Annotated in this window: 16 protein-coding genes; 3 read left to right on the top strand and 13 right to left on the bottom strand. The window is 58.2% G+C overall.

What is annotated here, in order from left to right; all coding sequences use genetic code 11:
* Nucleotides 1–250: 250 nt before the first annotated feature.
* The 9 genes from hflC to ACWKV9_RS11495 form a co-directional block, all read right to left on the bottom strand.
* Nucleotides 251–1,120 (bottom strand): protease modulator HflC, encoded by an 870-nt coding sequence (gene hflC, locus ACWKV9_RS11535; RefSeq protein ID WP_483836244.1) that lies wholly within the window; start codon nt 1,118–1,120, stop codon nt 251–253.
* Entirely contained in the window at nt 1,120–2,292 is a 1,173-nt protein-coding gene (hflK, locus tag ACWKV9_RS11530) for an FtsH protease activity modulator HflK (protein WP_483836243.1), read from the bottom strand. Before hflK ends, hflC begins: the two co-directional genes overlap by 1 nt.
* Before the next feature lie 96 nt (nt 2,293–2,388).
* On the bottom strand, nt 2,389–3,690 hold the full coding sequence (gene hflX / locus ACWKV9_RS11525) for a ribosome rescue GTPase HflX (protein WP_483836242.1): 1,302 nt from the start codon (nt 3,688–3,690) through the stop codon (nt 2,389–2,391).
* Between the two features lie 12 nt (nt 3,691–3,702).
* Nucleotides 3,703–3,963, bottom strand: coding sequence for an RNA chaperone Hfq (gene hfq / locus ACWKV9_RS11520; RefSeq protein ID WP_268799311.1), 261 nt, complete (start codon nt 3,961–3,963; stop codon nt 3,703–3,705).
* A gap of 92 nt (nt 3,964–4,055) precedes the next feature.
* Nucleotides 4,056–5,027 (bottom strand): tRNA (adenosine(37)-N6)-dimethylallyltransferase MiaA, encoded by a 972-nt coding sequence (miaA, locus tag ACWKV9_RS11515; RefSeq protein WP_483836404.1) that lies wholly within the window; start codon nt 5,025–5,027, stop codon nt 4,056–4,058.
* Nucleotides 5,027–6,961 (bottom strand): DNA mismatch repair endonuclease MutL, encoded by a 1,935-nt coding sequence (mutL, locus tag ACWKV9_RS11510; protein WP_483836403.1) that lies wholly within the window; start codon nt 6,959–6,961, stop codon nt 5,027–5,029. Before mutL ends, miaA begins: the two co-directional genes overlap by 1 nt.
* A gap of 41 nt (nt 6,962–7,002) precedes the next feature.
* Entirely contained in the window at nt 7,003–8,427 is a 1,425-nt protein-coding gene (locus tag ACWKV9_RS11505) for an N-acetylmuramoyl-L-alanine amidase (protein ID WP_483836241.1), read from the bottom strand.
* Nucleotides 8,428–8,451: 24 nt separating this feature from the next.
* Nucleotides 8,452–8,913: a tRNA (adenosine(37)-N6)-threonylcarbamoyltransferase complex ATPase subunit type 1 TsaE gene (tsaE, locus tag ACWKV9_RS11500; RefSeq protein WP_483836240.1), complete on the bottom strand. Its 462-nt coding sequence runs from the start codon at nt 8,911–8,913 to the stop codon at nt 8,452–8,454.
* On the bottom strand, nt 8,901–10,397 hold the full coding sequence (locus ACWKV9_RS11495; RefSeq protein ID WP_483836239.1) for an NAD(P)H-hydrate dehydratase: 1,497 nt from the start codon (nt 10,395–10,397) through the stop codon (nt 8,901–8,903). The genes tsaE and ACWKV9_RS11495 overlap by 13 nt, the downstream gene beginning before the upstream one ends.
* A 62-nt stretch (nt 10,398–10,459) precedes the next feature.
* On the opposite strand from ACWKV9_RS11495, the gene queG reads away from it, so the two are divergent.
* Nucleotides 10,460–11,572: a tRNA epoxyqueuosine(34) reductase QueG gene (gene queG / locus ACWKV9_RS11490; protein ID WP_483836238.1), complete on the top strand. Its 1,113-nt coding sequence runs from the start codon at nt 10,460–10,462 to the stop codon at nt 11,570–11,572.
* Nucleotides 11,573–11,656: 84 nt separating this feature from the next.
* Here the strand turns inward: queG and ACWKV9_RS11485 are convergent, their stop codons facing one another.
* Nucleotides 11,657–12,268: a trimeric intracellular cation channel family protein gene (locus ACWKV9_RS11485; RefSeq protein WP_483836237.1), complete on the bottom strand. Its 612-nt coding sequence runs from the start codon at nt 12,266–12,268 to the stop codon at nt 11,657–11,659.
* 8 nt (nt 12,269–12,276) lie between these two features.
* Nucleotides 12,277–12,813, bottom strand: a complete 537-nt coding sequence (gene orn / locus ACWKV9_RS11480; RefSeq protein ID WP_483836236.1) for an oligoribonuclease — start codon at nt 12,811–12,813, stop codon at nt 12,277–12,279.
* Between the two features lie 114 nt (nt 12,814–12,927).
* Between orn and rsgA the strand changes: the two genes are divergently transcribed.
* On the top strand, nt 12,928–13,959 hold the full coding sequence (gene rsgA, locus ACWKV9_RS11475; protein ID WP_483836235.1) for a small ribosomal subunit biogenesis GTPase RsgA: 1,032 nt from the start codon (nt 12,928–12,930) through the stop codon (nt 13,957–13,959).
* Between the two features lie 156 nt (nt 13,960–14,115).
* On the opposite strand, the gene motB is transcribed toward rsgA, so the two are convergent.
* Together motB and motA are read right to left on the bottom strand one after the other, a co-directional pair.
* On the bottom strand, nt 14,116–15,153 hold the full coding sequence (gene motB, locus ACWKV9_RS11470; RefSeq protein WP_483836234.1) for a flagellar motor protein MotB: 1,038 nt from the start codon (nt 15,151–15,153) through the stop codon (nt 14,116–14,118).
* 3 nt (nt 15,154–15,156) lie between these two features.
* A complete protein-coding gene (motA, locus tag ACWKV9_RS11465; protein ID WP_483836233.1) occupies nt 15,157–16,008 on the bottom strand; it encodes a flagellar motor stator protein MotA in 852 nt (283 codons plus the stop codon).
* A 212-nt stretch (nt 16,009–16,220) separates the two neighbouring features.
* Here motA and ACWKV9_RS11460 point away from each other — a divergent pair, with 212 nt between their 5' ends.
* Nucleotides 16,221–17,759 (top strand): HDOD domain-containing protein, encoded by a 1,539-nt coding sequence (locus ACWKV9_RS11460; RefSeq protein ID WP_483836232.1) that lies wholly within the window; start codon nt 16,221–16,223, stop codon nt 17,757–17,759.
* Nucleotides 17,760–17,763 lie beyond the last annotated feature (4 nt).

Raw genomic sequence — 17,763 nt, 5'->3', positions numbered from 1 at the left:
GAGCCTTGAGTGAAGCAGACAGCGGCCCCTCGCAGTCAGCCCATGCTTTCGACATGAACCAGCCAAGCGAAGGCTAGCGCCACTGTCCTCGAAAAAACTGCCGCGCACGAAATACGCCACGGCCAATCAATCGTGCAGACGCAAAAAAGCCGGGAATTTCCCGGCTGCCGCATCATACACACGTTTTAGCGAGTGATCACCCCGCCGGAAAGTTTTGCCGCCCGGCGGAGCTCTCAAACAACGTCAAAAACTACGGCTTGGCCTTCTCAAGATAGCGGAAGAAATCGCTGCTTGGGTCCAGCACCATCACGTCACTTTTGTTCGCAAAGCTTTCACGGTAGGCACGCAGGCTACGGTAAAACGCGTAGAACTCCTGATCCTGACCGTAAGCTTTCGAGTAGATCGCCGATGCTTGGGCATCGCCATCACCGCGGGCCTCTTCAGACTCACGATAGGCTTCTGCCAGCAACACGCGACGCTGACGATCAGCGTCGGCACGGATGCCTTCGGCCAGCTCGTTACCTTTGGCGCGGTGCTCGCGGGCTTCACGCTCACGCTCGGTGCTCATACGCTCGAACACGCTACGGTTCACTTCTTTCGGCAGGTCGATAGCCTTGACCCGAACGTCGATGACTTCGATGCCCAGTTCTTTCTCGGCCATCTTGTTCAACGAAGAAGTGATGTCTGCCATCAATGCGTCACGCTCACCTGACACAGCTTCGTGCAGGGTGCGCTTACCGAACTGGTCACGCAGACCCGATTCAAGACGGCGCGACAGACGCTCATCGGCGATTTGCTTGAGACCAGATGTCGCGGTGTAGAAACGCTCAGCGTCCTTCACTCGCCATTTGGCGTAGGCATCAACCATGACGGCTTTCTTTTCAAGAGTCAGGAAACGTTGCGTTGGCGCATCGAGCGTCAACAGGCGTCCATCGAATTTGCGCACCTGATTCACATAAGGAACCTTCATGTGCAGACCCGGTGGAACATCAGCCTGAACCACACGACCGAACTGCAGCAAAACCGCACGTTCAGTTTGCGAGACGATGTAGATGCTGTTCCATGCGACTACGGCCAGTACGACACAGACGATCAGAGCGACCAGAGATTTATTGCTCATCAGCGAGTCTCCCTAGTACGCGTGTCGCGTTGCTGTTGCATGTCCGCGGCTCTTGAACCTGGATCAACGACTGTCGCAGCAGCGCCGGTTGAAGCGGGAGCACCGTTACGACCACTCTCGATCATTTTGTCCAATGGCAGGTAAAGAAGGTTGTTCTGACCTTTATCGCCGGTCACGAGCACCTTGCTGGTATTGCTGAAGACTTCCTGCATGGTGTCCAGATACAGACGTTCACGCGTGACTTCCGGTGCCTTGCGGTACTCGGCGACCAGCTTGGTGAAACGATCTGCCTCACCCTTGGCGCGAGACACGACTTCATCGCGGTAGCCGTTGGCGTCTTCGACGATACGCTGGGCCTGACCACGTGCTTCCGGAATCACACCGTTGGCGTAAGTTTCAGCCTGGTTACGCGAACGTTGCTCGTCTTCACGGGCGCGGATCACGTCATCGAACGCTTCCTGAACTTCACGCGGCGCAGCAGCGCTTTGCACGTTCACTTGAGTAACGGTGATGCCGGTGCGATAGGTATCGAGGAACCGTTGCAGGCGCTCCTTGATTTCGCTGGCCATCAATTCACGACCTTCGGTGAGCACCTGATCCATTGCGGTCGAACCGACCACATGGCGCAAGGCACTTTCGGTGGCGTGCTGCAGGCTGACTTCCGGCTGATCGACGTTCAGCACGAAATCCTGCAGGTTAGTGATTTTGTATTGCACGGTCAGCGGCACTTCGACGATGTTTTCGTCTTCGGTGAGCATCTGGCCTTGCTTGCTGTACGCACGTTCGCGCGTCACGTTTTCGAGGTATTTGCGATCAAACGGCGGGAAATAGATATTCAGACCCGAACCGACAGTTTCGTAATACTTGCCGAAGCGCAGCACTACAGCTTGCTCCTGCTCATCGACCACGTAGATGGCGTTGTAGAGCCAGACCGCGAGAAGCACGACAAGACCGATACCGAGCAAACCGAGGCCACCGCCTTTTCGAGAGCCGCCGCCACCGCCACCGTCGCTACTACGTTTTTTACCACCACCGAACAACCCATTCAGGCTTTCCTGCAGCTTTCGGAAGGCCTCGTCGAGATCTGGTGGCCCCTTGCGGTCGCCGCCCTTGCGCTTACCACCCCAAGGATCCTGATTATTCGAGTTGCCACCCGGCTCATTCCAAGCCATAGCGCTCTCCATCTGATAAAGCAAAGACGCGCCCACGGCGCGCCGACCAATGCTACAGAATGCCTGCGAAAGCGATACAACCGCTTTCTCAGGCTTTTATTGCAAAGTGTGTTGCTCGATGAATTCCAGCGGCTGCAGTCCTTCGCGACTCACCAGGCGATTGAATTCAACTCGCGGTAAACGTACTGCCAACAGGCTTGTGCCCTCTTCGTCGTGCTCTTCGCTCTGCACTGCACCCAGTTGGAAAAACTGAGCCCGCAGTCGAGCAAAACCCTGAGACAAGCGCAAGGTGCCGATGAACAAATCGTCACCCAGTAACTCGGAGATGGCTTGCTTGAGCAGATCCAGACCACGCCCGTCACGGGCTGAAACCCACACCCGCTGTGGCTTGCCATCTGGATCGCGCTGGATCTGTGGCTCGACCCCTTCAAGCAGATCGAGTTTGTTATAGACCTCAAGTATCGGCAAGTCCTGCGCGCCGATCTCGCCCAGCACTGCCATAACCTGCTCGATCTGCTCCATGCGATCCGGCTCATGAGCGTCAATCACATGCAAAAGAAGGTTGGAGTTGCTCGACTCTTCGAGAGTCGCGCGAAAGGCTTCGACCAGTTTGTGAGGCAGATGGCGAATGAAGCCCACCGTATCAGCCAGCACGATTGGGCCGAGATCTTTAAGTTCGAGACGACGCAAAGTGGGATCAAGGGTCGCAAAAAGCTGATCGGCTGCGTAGACGTCGGAATCAGTGACCGCGTTGAAGAGCGTCGATTTGCCGGCGTTGGTATAGCCCACCAGTGAAACCGTCGGGATATCGGCGCGGGAACGACCGCGACGGGCCTGATCTCGCTGACTGCGAACTTTTTCGAGACGGCCTTTGATCTGCCGTAGACGAACACGTAACAGACGACGGTCTGTTTCGAGCTGGGTTTCGCCCGGACCTCGCATGCCGATACCGCCACCCTGACGCTCAAGGTGGGTCCAGCCGCGAACAAGACGGGTACTCATGTGCTCGAGCTGTGCCAGCTCGACCTGCAATTTACCTTCATGAGTACGCGCGCGCTGGGCGAAGATGTCGAGAATCAGTCCCGTACGGTCAAGCACTCGGCACTCGAAAACGCGTTCGAGGTTGCGTTCCTGACTGGGCGTAAGGACGTGATTGAAGATGACGATGTCAACCTTCTCGGCTTTGACAAGGTCGCGTAACTCCTCGACCTTGCCGCTGCCGATCAGATATTTGGCCGTTGGCCGATGCCGTGGCACGTTAACAAATGCGACGGTATCGGCGCCTGCCGACAGAGCAAGTTCCTGGAACTCCTGCGGATCTTCGCGCGCCTCAGGGTCCTGACCATCCAAGTGAACGAGGATAGCCCGCTCACCACCACTGTGGCGCTCAAAGAACAAAGGAGACTCCTATCAGGCGTTACCTGGCTCAACGTCACCCGCTTCGGATTCGGTTGCGCTAGGCAGACGAATTGGACGGACCGGTACGACGGTAGAGATGGCGTGCTTGTAAACCATTTGGCTGACAGTGTTTTTCAGCAAAATGACGAACTGGTCGAAAGACTCGATCGTGCCTTGCAGCTTGATACCGTTTACCAGATAGATCGAAACCCCAACCTTTTCTTTACGCAAAGTGTTCAGGTAAGGGTCTTGTAGCGAATGCCCTTTTGACATGTGCCGCACTCCTTTAAGGATCAATAGAATAATTCGAAAATTTTTTTGCTCGGGCCGCTTACCCCCCAAGGATAGACGGCTATTGCAAGGACTCAGCTCAATATGGAGACCGATCCCAAGTATTTCAAGGCGCGTGGCAGATTGTCGCAAGCCAGGCTGTCCAACCAGTGCAGATTTTCCCAGCTTCGCAGCCAGGTGAATTGCCTTTTGGCCAACTGCCTCGTAGCGATGATGCCTCGTTCCTGCATCTCGTCGCGGGTCAGCTTGCCGTCCAGATGATCCCAGACCTGCCGGTACCCTACAGCTCTTATTGACGGCAAGTTCGAGTGCAAGTCACCCCTCGAGCGTAGCGCCACAACTTCTTCTACGAATCCTTGGTCAAGCATTTGCGTAAAACGTTGCGCGATGCGGTCATGCAATACCTTGCGATCCACCGGAGCGATCGCCAGATTCGCGACAGTATAGGGCAATTGATGACGCCCCGAAGCGGCTGCTTCAGTACTTTGCGCACTTTGTTGCTCGCGGTGTGCGGTCATGCTCAATCCACTCACCCGATAGACTTCCAGCGCGCGGGACAACCGCTGCGGGTCGTTGGGATGAATCCGCGCCGCCGACACCGGGTCAATGACCGCCAATTCATCGTGCAGCGCCTGCCATCCCCTGCTCGCGGCTTCGGCTTCCAGCTGCGCACGGACCTCGGGGTCCGCCGCTGGCATATCTGCCAATCCGTCCAATAGAGCCTTGAAATACAACATCGTGCCGCCCACCAGCAACGGAATTTTTCCGCGCGCGGTTATTTCAGCCATGGCGCTCAGAGCATCGCTTCGAAAGTCCGCAGCCGAGTAGCTCTGCGAGGGGTCGAGAATATCGATCAACCGGTGAGGAAACTTGTCTAGAAGCGCCTTCGATGGCTTGGCCGTGCCGATGTCCATACCGCGATAGACCAGCGCTGAATCAACACTGATCAGTTCGCACGGCAGCACTTTGGTCAGCTCGATGGCCAAGTCCGTCTTACCTGCGGCGGTCGGCCCCATCAAGAAGATGGCGGGAGGCAAGGCGCTCATCAGCGACCGCGCAGGAATAGCTTGTCGAGATCGTCCAGCCCCAATTGGGTCCAGGTCGGCCTGCCGTGGTTGCATTGACCGCTGCGCTCGGTGTTTTCCATGTCACGCAGCAGGCCGTTCATTTCGGGAATAGCGAGACGCCGGTTCGCCCGAATCGCTCCATGACAGGCCATAGTTCCGAGCAACTCGTTCATGTGGGCTTGCACTCGGTCACTGGTGCCATATTCCATCAAGTCCGCCAAAACATCCTGAACCAGGCGATTAGCCTCGGCCTGCTTAAGCAGTGCAGGAATCTGTCGAATCGCCAGGGTTTCCGGCCCCAGGCGCTGCAACTCGAAGCCTAGCTGCTGGAAGGTCGCGATGTGTTCTTCGGCGCAATCAGCTTCACGCTGACTGACCGCCAGCGACTCTGGCACCAGCAATGGCTGGCCGCTCAAGCCTTCGCTGGCCATGGCGATCTTAAGTCGCTCATACATGATCCGCTCGTGAGCGGCGTGCATGTCCACCAGCACCAGCCCATGGGCGTTCTCGGCCAGGATATAAATGCCCTTGAGCTGCGCCAGTGCATAACCCAGCGGGGGAACGTCACCGGTGGATTCGGGCAATGCCACCGCAGTGGCAGCCATTTGACCACCCTGAGCGCTCGGCAGCGGCGCGAAAAACTCGCGATAGGCGGCCTGCGCTTCTGCTGCCGGTAACACCGAGGACGGACGCGGCGTGTACTGATACTGATAACCGGCGCCACTGCCCGAGCCTGCCGGTCTGTTCAAGGGATCGGCCTGTGGCTGATCAAGCAGACTGTTGGCAAGGCCCATCTCCCCCTGAGGCCCGAATTCGCCGGCATCCGGACCGGTCGGACGCACCAGCGCAGTAACCGAAGTAGTGCCCGCCAGTTGATCTTCCGGACGCACGTCGCCCAGCGCGCGATGCAGCGTGCCGTATAGAAAGTCGTGAACCATGCGGCCATCACGAAAACGTACTTCGTGCTTGGTCGGGTGAACGTTGACGTCGACTACCGCCGGATCAACTTCGAAAAAAAGCACGAACGTCGGATGTCGACCATTGAACAGCACATCGCGATAAGCCTGACGCACCGCGTGGGCGACCAGTTTGTCGCGCACTGCACGCCCGTTGACGAAGAAATACTGCAGATCGGCCTGGCTGCGGGAAAACGTCGGCAACCCGACCCATCCCCACAGCTTCAAGCCATTGCGGTCAATCTCGATAGGCAACGCCTGCTCAAGAAACCCTGTTCCGCAGATCGCCGACACCCGCCGCGCACGCGCCACGTCATCGTGGGCTTCGTGCAGGCTGAGAATGGTTTTGCCATTGTGCCGCAGGTGAAAAGCCACATCGAACCGGGCCAGCGCCATGCGCTTGATGACTTCCTGCAGGTGATCGAATTCGGTCTTCTCGGCTTTGAGAAACTTGCGCCGTGCGGGGGTATTGAAGAATAGATCGCGCACCTCAACCGACGTGCCGACCGGATGCGCTGCAGGCTGAACGCGCGAGGCCATGTCGCGGCCTTCGGTTTCTACTTGCCAGGCTTGATCGGCATCGCGGGTACGAGAAGTCAACGTAAGGCGTGCGACCGAACTGATCGACGCCAACGCCTCGCCGCGAAAACCCAGGCTCATTACACGCTCGAGGTCTTCCAGATCGCGAATTTTGCTGGTGGCATGTCGCGCCAGCGCCAATGGCAGGTCGTCGGAGGAAATGCCGCCGCCGTCATCGCGCACTCGCAGCAATTTGATGCCTGCCTGCTCGACATCAATATCGATGCGCCGCGCGCCGGAATCCAGGCTGTTTTCAAGCAGCTCTTTGATCACCGAAGCTGGACGCTCAACCACCTCACCCGCCGCAATCTGGTTCGCCAGACGCGGGCTGAGTAACTCGATGCGAGCGGATTTGGCCTCAGGATTACCGGACTGCATTACCGCAGCCTCAAACCCTGATTCATCCAGCAACAGATCGCTCACGGCTCACCTGCCAATGCAGTGCTTGGGATCTTGAGGTCCTGACCGATTTTCAGCTCATCGGACTTCAACTCATTGGCGTTGCGCAGCGCCCCGGTGGTCAAGTCGTAACGCGCAGCGAGCATTGCCAGCGTTTCGCCCGGACGTACCACGTGGTTACGCGGCCCCATAGCGAGCTTGCCGGTATCGCGCAGCCAGGCAATGTAAGTGCCCTGCGGCGGATTTTGCTGGAAGAACTGCTTCACGCCCGCTGTGATCGAACGCGCCAATGCCTGTTGATGACTGGCACCTTCGAGCTTGTTGGCTTCTGCGGCATTGGAGATGAACCCGGTTTCAACAAGGATCGATGGAATGTCTGGTGATTTCAGCACCATGAAGCCGGCCTGCTCGACGCGGGATTTGTGCAGCGAAGTGACGCGTCCGATGTTGCTCAGCACCTTTTGCCCAACGTTCAGGCTGGAAGTCAGCGAAGCAGTCATCGACAGATCGAGCAGCACGCCAGCAAGCATCCGGTCCTTGTCATCCAGGCTTACAGCGCCAGCACCACCGATCAAGTCGGAACGGTTTTCGCTGTCGGCCAGCCAACGGGCGGTCTCGGACGTGGCACCGCGTTCGGACAGTGCGAACACTGACGCCCCGAATGCCGCAGAAGACGGCGCAGCGTCAGCGTGGATCGATACAAACAGGTCCGCGCCTTTGGCCCGAGCGATTTCAGTGCGCTTGCGCAGCGGGATGAAGTAATCGCCAGTGCGGGTCAGTTCGGCGCGATAGCCTTTTTCCGAGCTGATCTGACGCTGCAACTCCTTGGCAATTGCCAGTACCACATTCTTCTCTTTCTGCCCGCGGCCACCGGACGCACCCGGGTCTTCACCGCCGTGGCCTGCGTCAATCACCACAACGATGTCGCGCTTGCCACTTGGCACAGGCGTCAGCTTGATTTCAGGTTTGGCAGGGCTTACTGGTACGGCAGGCGCAGTGTTGGCGGCCGTATCAGGAACAGTGGAGATTGGCGTGGGGTTGGCGTCAGCGGCGTTATCGAACAGATCGACCACCAAGCGGTTGCCGTACTGCTGGTTGGGCGCCAGCGTGAAGCTTTTTGGGGTCACGGCCTTTTTCAAGTCGATGACCACACGCAGGCTGTCAGGGGTGCGTTGCGCGGAGCGCATGCTGGTGATCGGTGTATTGGCGGTGCCAATATTCAGCGAGCCGCCCAATGTGGCGCCGTTGATGTCGATGACCAGACGATCGGGCGACTCAAGCGTGAATACGCTGGCCTGGACCGGGCCGGAAAGATCGAAAACCAGCCGAGTGTTATCCGGTGCACGCCATAAGCGAACACTTCGTACCTGTGAAGCAGCGAACGCATCAATGGCTAATGTCGTCAGCAACAGCCCTATCACAGTAACCAGCGCGCGCATGCGCATACCTAACCCCATATCTATTTGAATTCAAAAAGCCAAAGCGGCACACCAAGCTTCGCCACGTGAGCTTTCCGGGCTCAGAGTCAGCGCTCGACCGTCAGCGTGCGGCCCAATGGTAATGGTCATGTCAGGCTTTGGCAAAAAGCCTGCACCCAGACCGGGCCATTCAATCAGACAGAGCGCTTGTCCTTCGAAATAATCGCGGATGCCCAGGAATTCTAGCTCTTCTGGATCAACAAGTCGGTAAAGATCAAAGTGATACGCGCGATATCTCCCAATTTTGTAAGGTTCTACCAGCGTGAAAGTCGGACTTTTTACCGCGCCTACGTGGCCCAGTCCCCGGATGATTCCACGCGAAAGCGTGGTCTTGCCTGCACCGAGATCGCCCTCCAGAAAAATAATCCCATTGCCATCAGTGACTTGAGCGATTTTCTCGCCGAATGCCGTCATGGCCTCTTCACCCGCAAGGTGCAGGGTTAGCTCAGACACGGTTGTTGCTCCTCCAGCAGTGTACGAATAACAGGAATCAGATCAGCGGCAGCCAATCCACGGCCAAGCTGGCCCACTTGCTCGCCAGCCTTGGCGTGCAACCAGACCGCAAGACAGGCAGCGTCGAAAGCAGGCATCTTTTGCGCCATCAACGCACCAATGACACCGGCCAGAACATCGCCAAGCCCGCCCGTTGCCATGGCCGGATGGCCGTGATCACACAGCGCAAGATCGCCAACAGGATTGGCAATCAAGCTCCCAGTGCCTTTAAGCACGCAGACCGCATTGAATTTCTGCGCCAAGGCACGGGCAGCTTTTAGGCGATCAGCCTGGATTTCTTTGGTACTGACGCCAAGCAGGCGCGCCGCCTCACCCGGATGCGGCGTGATCACGCAATCCTTGGGCAACTGCACCCAGCCTTGGGCCAGTTGATTGAGCGCATCGGCATCCCACACCTGCGCGCGATCGGCGTTGGCGGCTGCCGATAACAGGCTGCGTCCCCAACTGTGCTGCCCCATGCCGGGACCGACCACCAGCACTGACGCAGGCTCGATCAGCGCCATCAATTGATTGGCCGAGCTAATGCCTGCGCTCATGACCTCGGGAAATCGCACGAGCGCAGCCGGGACGTGCTCAGGACGAGTCGCCAGCGTGACCATCCCCGCGCCGGTGCGCAGCGTGCTTTCGGTGGACAGCAGCGCAGCGCCGCCAAATCCGTGGTCACCGCCAATCACCAGCACCCGGCCGAACATGCCTTTGTGCGCGGTGCGAGGGCGCGGCGCCAAAGTGGGAAGATTGAAGGTATCGAGGCGTTTTACGCTGATAGCGGTCGCGGCAACGAGGGCCGCATCGGCTTGAAGATCGTCGAACACCAACTCGCCGACCAGATCCGCTGCATCGCCGGTAAACAATCCAGTCTTCAAGCCAATGAACGTGATGGTGAGATCTGCGCGCACCGCGACGCCCAACGTGTGACCTGTGTCGGCGCTCAATCCTGACGGGATATCAATCGCAGCGACCGGCAAGCTGCTGTCGTTGATCGCCTGAATCGCTTCCGAATAAGGGCTGCGAACATCATCTTTGAGCCCAGTGCCGAGCAACGCGTCCAGCACCACGCCATTCAAGACTTGCTGCGTCCAGGGTTGAACATCGACGCCAGTGCCAAGCGCTTCCTTATAAGCGTCTTCGGCATCGCCGGTCAGCGCTGAGACATCGCCCACGGCCAAAACCTTGACCTGCCACCCGGCCCGTTGCGCCAGCGCAGCCACTAGATAGCCGTCGCCTGCATTGTTCCCATGGCCTGCCATCACGGTCATTTGCCCCGCATCCGGCCAGCGTCGACGCACTGCGCGCCAGGCTGCATGGGCGGCACGCTGCATCAATTCCAGGCCCGGCGTGCCTGCGGCGATAAGCCGTGAGTCGAGATCACGCACCTGCGCGGCGTCGTACAGCGCGTCGGGTAATTGGGGTTTGCTGTGCAACATACGTTTATGAGCTCCGATGTCTGGCAGAATTATACGCACCTGCGCCCCGGTGTCCTCTTTGCATGACCGCTATTACAGTTGATCCATCCGCCCCTTCAACGTCGCTGACGACCGCTGAACTGAACGACCTTGCCGAGTCCATCAAGGCGTGGGGCCGTGAGTTGGGCTTTCAGCAGGTGGGCATCTCGGGTCTGGATCTGGCCGAGCATGAACAGCATCTTGAGCGCTGGCTCGACGCCGGTTATCACGGCGAGATGGACTATATGGCAGCCCATGGGAGCAAACGTTCGCATCCCGACGAGTTAGTGCCGGGTACGTTGCGAGTGGTATCCCTGCGCATGGACTACCTGCCCGGCGACACCGAAATGGCGCACCGCCTGACTGAACCTGAAAAAGCCTACGTGTCCCGCTATGCCTTGGGCCGTGATTATCACAAGCTGATTCGCAAGCGCGTACAGCAATTGGCAGAGCGTATTCAGCAGGCCATCGGGCCTTTTGGTTTTCGGGCGTTCGTCGACAGCGCACCGGTGCTGGAAAAGGCGATCGCCGAACAGGCAGGGCTTGGCTGGATCGGCAAAAACACACTGGTGCTCACTCGAAAGGCCGGAAGTTACTTCTTTCTCAGCGAGTTGTTTGTCGATTTGCCGTTGCCAGTCGATCCACCTCACGCAACCGAACACTGCGGTCGCTGCACGGCGTGTCTGGATATCTGCCCGACCAACGCGTTTGTCGGTCCATACGTACTGGATGCGCGACGATGTATTTCTTACCTGACTATTGAGCTGAAAACCGCGATCCCGGAAGAATTTCGCTCGATGATCGGCAATCGGGTGTTCGGTTGTGACGATTGTCAGATTGTCTGCCCCTGGAACCGCTTTGCCCGACCGACCGATCAGAACGATTTCAAGCCACGCCACAACCTCGATAACGCAGGCTTGGCCGAGCTGTTTTTGTGGGACGAAGAGACGTTTCTGAGCAACACCGAAGGCTCGCCCCTGCGCCGGGCGGGGTATGAACGATGGCTGAGGAATCTTGCGGTGGGGCTTGGCAATGCACCGTCGACGATTCCGGTAATGGAGGCGCTGAAGTCACGCGCGCAATATCCGTCGGAGATGGTGCGTGAGCATGTGGAGTGGGCGCTGAATCAGCACGATAAACGCGCGACAACCCTGTAGGAGCCAACTTGTTGACGATGCAAACGACATAGTGCGTGAGATACGCCGCTTCGCGAACAAGTTCGCTCCTGCAGGGGTCGCAGCTTAGTGCCCATCCTTGTAGACAAACTTGGGCATTTCCCAGTGGAACTTGATCGCCAACAGGCGCAACAAAAGGCCGCCTGACAGAGTGATCAAGGTGCCCTGCTCCACCGGCAAGCCGAAATACTGGCACAGCAGAAAACACCACGCCGCGGCGAACGACACGCTGGCGTAAAGCTCTCGACGGAAGATCAACGGGATGTCGTTGCAGAAGATATCGCGCAAGATCCCGCCAAATACTCCAGTGATCACTCCACTGACAGCAGCGATGACCAATCCGTGGCCCATATCCAGCGCAGTTGTGCAGCCGATCACTGTGAACGCCACAAGCCCCAACGCGTCCAGCACCAGAAACAGCGAGCGCAGATGACGCATCAGCGGCGCGATCAGAATCGTCATCAGCGCCGCGACGCAGGTCAACATCAGGTACTCGGGATGCTTGACCCATGTCAGCGGGTAATGACCCAGCAGCACATCGCGCATCGAGCCGCCGCCCAACGCCGTGACGCTGGCGATCAGCACTACGCCGAACCAGTCCATGCCACGGCGCCCAGCCGACAGCGCGCCGGTCATGGCCTCTGCAGTGATGGCGATCAGATAGAGCATCAACAACATAGTGGCGCTCAGACCTTGATGAAGTGCTCGCGATAAAACTGCAGTTCGGCAATGGATTCACGAATGTCATCCAGCGCCAGATGCGTGCTGCCCTTTTTGAACTTCAGCTCTGGGGACCAGCGCGCGGCCAGCTCCTTGAGCGTCGAGACGTCCAGATTTCGATAATGGAAGTAGTTTTCCAGGGCCGGCATGCGCTTATAAAGGAAGCGGCGATCCTGGCAGATGCTGTTACCGCAAATTGGCGAGCTGCGTTCGGGCACCCATTGCTTAATGAAGTCCAAGGTCATCGCTTGGGCTTCGTCGTTGGAAATCTTGCTCTCGCGAACCCGCTGGGTCAGGCCAGAGCCACCGTGCTGACGGGTGTTCCACTCGTCCATGCCAGCCAGCAGCTCATCGCTTTGGTGAACAGCGATGACCGGGCCTTCGGCCAGCGTGTTCAGTTCGCTGTCGGTGATGATGGTCGCCATCTCGATAATGACGTCGTTATCGGGGTCCAGACCGGTCATTTCCAGGTCGATCCAGATGAGATTTTGCTTGTTCTGCATATGTCGGCTCCTCAGCGTAGGCGCGCAGTTTAGCTCAGGCGGGCATGCTAGACTCCTTCCCGCTTCACACTATCAGCTGCATTTCGCGACATAAAAACGGAACACTGAACACACATGGCCAAACGCCAACTCAATCGTCGTCAGAACTGGCGCATCGAAAAGATCCAAGGCGAGCGCGCTGCCCGTGCCGCCAAGCGTGAAACGCTGACCCTGGAATCGCTGGAAGGCGGCGATCTTGGCCCCGAGCAAACAGGGCTGGTGATCGCGCACTTCGGCGTACAGGTGGAAGTCGAGGCGCAGGAAGGCGAGCTGAGCGGACAGGTTTTCCGCTGTCATTTGCGGGCGAACCTGCCAGCGCTGGTGACCGGGGACCGTGTGGTCTGGCGCGCTGGCAATCAGGGCATCGGCGTAATCGTTGCGCAACTCCCTCGTACTACCGAGCTGTGCCGTCCGGACAGCCGCGGCCAACTCAAGCCGGTGGCTGCCAACGTCGACCTGATCGTGATTGTGTTCGCGCCGATGCCTGAGCCTCATGCCAACCTGATCGACCGTTATCTGGTGGCCGCCGAGCATGCGGGCATTCACCCGCTGCTGTTGCTGAACAAATTCGACCTGATCGATGATCAAAACGCCCCGGCGCTGAATGCGCTGTTGGCGGTTTATCGAACGCTGGGTTATCCGGTGCTGGAAGTGTCGGCGCATCACGGCGACGGTATGCAGCAGTTGCAGGCGCAGCTGGATGGGCACATCAGCGTGTTCGTCGGTCAGTCAGGCGTAGGCAAATCGTCGCTGGTCAACAGCCTGCTGCCGGAAGTCGGCACCCGCGTCGGGCCGCTCTCGGAGCTGTCCGGTCAGGGCACGCACACCACGACCACCGCCCGATTGTTCCACTTTCCCAATGGCGGCGATCTGATCGACTCGCCAGGTATTCGTGAGTTCGGCCTGGGCCACGTGAGCCGCGCTGATGTCGAAGCGGGCTTCATCGAGTTCAACGACCTGATCGGCACTTGCCGCTTCCGGGATTGCAAGCATGATCGCGAGCCAGGCTGTGCGCTGCTCAAGGCGCTGGACGAGGGCCGCGTGCAGCAACAGCGCATGAACAGCTATCGCTCGATCATCGCCAGCTTGCCGGAAAGTAGTCACTGATCGACGCCAAACTGTAGGAGCGCGCTTGCCCGCGATGGCGTCAGCATGTCCGTCATAGATGGTGCCTGACACACCTCAATCGCGGGCAAGCGCGCTCCTACAGTAAGAAAACAAAAAACGCCGCGATCATCGCGGCGTTTTTTATTGTCCACAAACCTAGTTTTTGGTCTCTTCAACCTTCAGCGTGCCCTGCTCGAAGATATTCAGCTTTTGCCGAATCTCATGGGGCTGGGCGTAGGCTTGTGGATCGACAGCGGGCGTGGAAATCGAAGCGCCAGGCTTGGCGTCAGGAGTTGGCGCTTTGGGCGCATCCGGCGTTTGAGGCGCCTCACCTACGTTTTGCGAGCCTTCAATCTTCTGCTGCGCCTTCTTGGTCATGACCACGATATCGATCCGACGGTTGATCGGGTTTGTCGGATGCTCTTTGTCATAGAGCGCCGATGAGGCATAACCCACGACGCGCGCCACCTGAGTATCCGGATAACCACCGGCCACCAACGCACGACGTGCGGCATTGGCGCGGCCAGCCGACAACTCCCAGTTGCCAAAACCGTTGTTCCCCACATAGGGCGTTGCATCGGTGTGACCACTGACGCTGATTTTGTTGGGCACCGCTTTAATGGTGTCGGCCATGGCCAGCAGGATGTCTTCGAAATATGGTTTCAGGCGTGCGCTGCCAATGTCGAACATGGGCCGGTTGTCAGCATCCATGATCTGGATCCGCAAGCCATCCTGCGTGATCTCGAACAAAATCTGGTCTTTGAATTTCTGCAGCTGCGGGTTTTCGTTGACCTTGTTTTGCAGCTCTTGCAGCAGCAATTCAAGGCGCTCCTGCTCAACTTGCTCGGCCTGCTGAGCTGCGGCGTCCTGGGTGTCTGCCTCGATTGGCACGCTGTCGGGCGCTGGCGTGGACTTGACCTCCGGATTCAGCGTCTGGTCGGGGGACATTTCGGGCGAGCCGCCCAAATCGATAACGTAGGGCGAGCCACTGTCGGAAAACCCGACCGGGTCCTTGAAATAACCGGCAATCGCAATCAACTGCTCCGGGGTAGCCGACGACATCAGCCAAAGCACCAGAAAAAAAGCCATCATCGCTGTCGCAAAGTCAGCGAAGGCGATTTTCCAGGCGCCGCCGTGGTGGCCGCCGCCGTAGCGCTTGACGCGCTTGATTATGATCGGCTGATTATTTTCCATGGATCAACGACCGCGAACAGCTTGTTCCAGCTCGCTGAAGCTGGGGCGATGCATTGGATACAGAACCTTGCGGCCAAACTCCACCGCCAGCGAAGGCGGCACGCCTGAGGCCGACGCAACCAGCGACGCCTTGATCGATTCGAAGACGTTCATCTCTTCTTTGGCATCGTGGGCCAGGGAAGTGGCCAGCGGGCCGAAGAAACCGTAAGCGGCGAGAATACCGAAGAAGGTACCGACCAGGGCTGCACCCACGTGCATACCGATAGCAGCCTTGTCGCCCGACCCCAGCGATGCCATGGTCACAACGATACCCAGTACCGCGGCGACAATACCGAAACCAGGCATGGCATCGGCCACACCGGTGACCGCGTGGGAGGGATGTTCCAGCTCTTCTTTCATGCTCAACAGCTCCATGTCGAACAAGCCTTCAAGCTCGTGCGGGGCCATGTTGCCGGAGGACATGATGCGCAAGTAATCGCAGATGAAGGCGATCATGCGCGTGTCTTTCAGGACGCTCGGGTACTTGGTGAAGATCGGGCTGTTCTCTGGCTCTTCAAGGTCCCCTTCAATCGCCATCATGCCTTCGCGGCGGCTCTTGTTGAGGATCTCGTAGATCAGTCCCAGGACCTCCAGATAGAAGGCGTGGGTAAAGCGCGTCCCGAACATCTTCAGGGATTTTTTGATGACGAGCATGGTCATGTAGCCAGGGTTGGCTTGCAAGAACGCACCCAATGCAGCGCCGCCGATGATCATCACCTCGAAAGGCTGAATCAGCGCAGCGATCTGGCCGTGGGACAAGACGTATCCGCCGAGTACACTCGCGAAAACGACGATGATGCCGATAATTTTTGCCATAGATAATGAATACTTACTGAGTCGGGTTCATGGTCATGTTTCGCAGGAGTGTCAAAACTCTTGTTCTACATATCGGCCTTCCTGCGCCAGACTGTAGGCAAGCAGAGCGAAAAAACCCCCGTGATAGACATCACGTGGGGTTTAGCGCGAGGGCCAGCATGATGCCAGTATTGGACTTCCTTCAAAACCACCCAGCCGTACGGGATTCCTGAATGCAACCGGAAACATCGTCACCACGGCCCGTCCCCAAGACGCTCGATGCCTGGATCAAGCAACTCGATGGCATTGCGTTGCCGGTGCCTGCGGCCGCGCACGCAAAAGTGCGTGCGGGCCTGAATGACAGTCGTCGTTCTATTCGCGATATCGCTGAAATGATGCAGGCAAGCCCGGCACTGGTCTTGAGTGTGATGCGCGAAGCCAATCATCAAAGCAGCGGCGGCTTTGCAGAACCTGCCGAGAGCCTGGAAGTGGCGATCAATCGGCTAGGTCTGGCGCGTACTGAAACATTGCTCGCCCGGCTGCCCGCTGTGGATGAGCGGGATATCCCTCCCGCCCTGCGGCAGCTGCAAATGATCAGCCAGCACGCTACGCAGCAAGCCACTGGCTTGTTCGCCAATCAACTGGCCCGGCTGTGGCAGGACATTCATCTGGGCAGCTTGCTGTTTCTGTCTCCGCTTTGGCCGATGGCTCTCGCACATCCTAAATTGCTCGAAGAGTGGGAGCTGCGGGTCATTCACAAGGGCGAATGCGCGAAAAAGACTGAAAAGGCGTTGTTTGGCATTCGCTTGATCGTGCTGTGCAGGGCGCTGGCTGAACATTGGCATCTGCCGATGTGGGTCATGCGCGGCTATCAACTGTTGATCAGCGAGCAGCGCAATCTGGTGAAGGTGCTGCGTATTGCCCATGAAAATGAAGATCCGCTCATACAACAGCAGCGTCTGGATACAGACCTGCCCCTGCAACGCTGGCTGAATCAGCCTGCCAATACCATTTTGCTGGCAAACGGGCTGGCTCTCTCGGCGCAATACGCCTGGAACAGCCCCCATAACGTGCGCTGGGAGTTGTTGACCAGCCTGTATCTGCAACAACCGTTGGCGAGCGTTCAACAACAAGTCCACCAAAACGCTGCGAGCAGTGCGCGATCCCACGCAGGCGCCGGCGTCTGGCATCCGGTTGAAGCGCTGCTGTGGCCATGGGAAGCCCGGCGCGGCCACAAAGGCATGCTGCCGGCACCAGCGCCTTCCACCGAGGCGCTACAAGACTGGCGCAAGCAATGTGCCCAACTGCTGAAAGAGCCTAGCCCATTCACTAACGCCATGAATCTGACCTCGTTCGCCCGGGATGCGCTGCTCGCCTGTGGCATGCAGCGGGTGATGCTGTTGATGATCGACCGCAAAGTCGATGCCCTGCGCGTCCATCAAACTGCCGGACTGGACAAGTCCGCCGCCTCCCTGCTGATACCGATCCAAGACAGCACCGTCCTGCAACGTTTGCTGGCCCAGGCAACCCAACTGCGCCTGACGTCCGCCAATAACGCACAGTTCTCGGCGCTGCTGCCCGCCAGCCTGCGGGGCCAGTTCAGCGGGGAAAACCTGTTGATCCGCTCGCTGGCCAGTAATGGCCGGGTAGTGATGTTGTTGGTAGCCGATCAAGGGGGCGGACTGCTGTCAGAAATTTCCGTGCAGGCATTCGGAAAAACGTCGCAATGCATTGAGAAAGCGCTGACGACGTTTAGCCATCGCAATACATGACGCC

It is taken from the genome of Pseudomonas corni (assembly GCF_057128765.1).
The sequence above is the reverse complement of the archived record's forward strand: the minus strand, read 5'-3'. Positions and strand labels throughout refer to the sequence as shown.

Bases quoted from the DNA above. Each gene is read 5' to 3' on its own strand.
- queG (WP_483836238.1), top strand. From the start codon at position 10,460: ATGACCGCTATTACAGTTGATCCATCCGCCCCTTCAACGTCGCTGACG.
- hflC (WP_483836244.1), bottom strand. From the start codon at position 1,120: ATGAGCAATAAATCTCTGGTCGCTCTGATCGTCTGTGTCGTACTGGCC.
- ACWKV9_RS11485 (WP_483836237.1), bottom strand. From the start codon at position 12,268: ATGTTGTTGATGCTCTATCTGATCGCCATCACTGCAGAGGCCATGACC.
- hflK (WP_483836243.1), bottom strand. From the start codon at position 2,292: ATGGCTTGGAATGAGCCGGGTGGCAACTCGAATAATCAGGATCCTTGG.
- orn (WP_483836236.1), bottom strand. From the start codon at position 12,813: ATGCAGAACAAGCAAAATCTCATCTGGATCGACCTGGAAATGACCGGT.
- miaA (WP_483836404.1), bottom strand. From the start codon at position 5,027: ATGAGCGCCTTGCCTCCCGCCATCTTCTTGATGGGGCCGACCGCCGCA.
- hfq (WP_268799311.1), bottom strand. From the start codon at position 3,963: ATGTCAAAAGGGCATTCGCTACAAGACCCTTACCTGAACACTTTGCGT.
- mutL (WP_483836403.1), bottom strand. From the start codon at position 6,961: ATGCAGTCCGGTAATCCTGAGGCCAAATCCGCTCGCATCGAGTTACTC.
- ACWKV9_RS11460 (WP_483836232.1), top strand. From the start codon at position 16,221: ATGCAACCGGAAACATCGTCACCACGGCCCGTCCCCAAGACGCTCGAT.
- ACWKV9_RS11495 (WP_483836239.1), bottom strand. From the start codon at position 10,397: ATGTTGCACAGCAAACCCCAATTACCCGACGCGCTGTACGACGCCGCG.
- motA (WP_483836233.1), bottom strand. From the start codon at position 16,008: ATGGCAAAAATTATCGGCATCATCGTCGTTTTCGCGAGTGTACTCGGC.
- motB (WP_483836234.1), bottom strand. From the start codon at position 15,153: ATGGAAAATAATCAGCCGATCATAATCAAGCGCGTCAAGCGCTACGGC.
- rsgA (WP_483836235.1), top strand. From the start codon at position 12,928: ATGGCCAAACGCCAACTCAATCGTCGTCAGAACTGGCGCATCGAAAAG.
- ACWKV9_RS11505 (WP_483836241.1), bottom strand. From the start codon at position 8,427: ATGCGCATGCGCGCGCTGGTTACTGTGATAGGGCTGTTGCTGACGACA.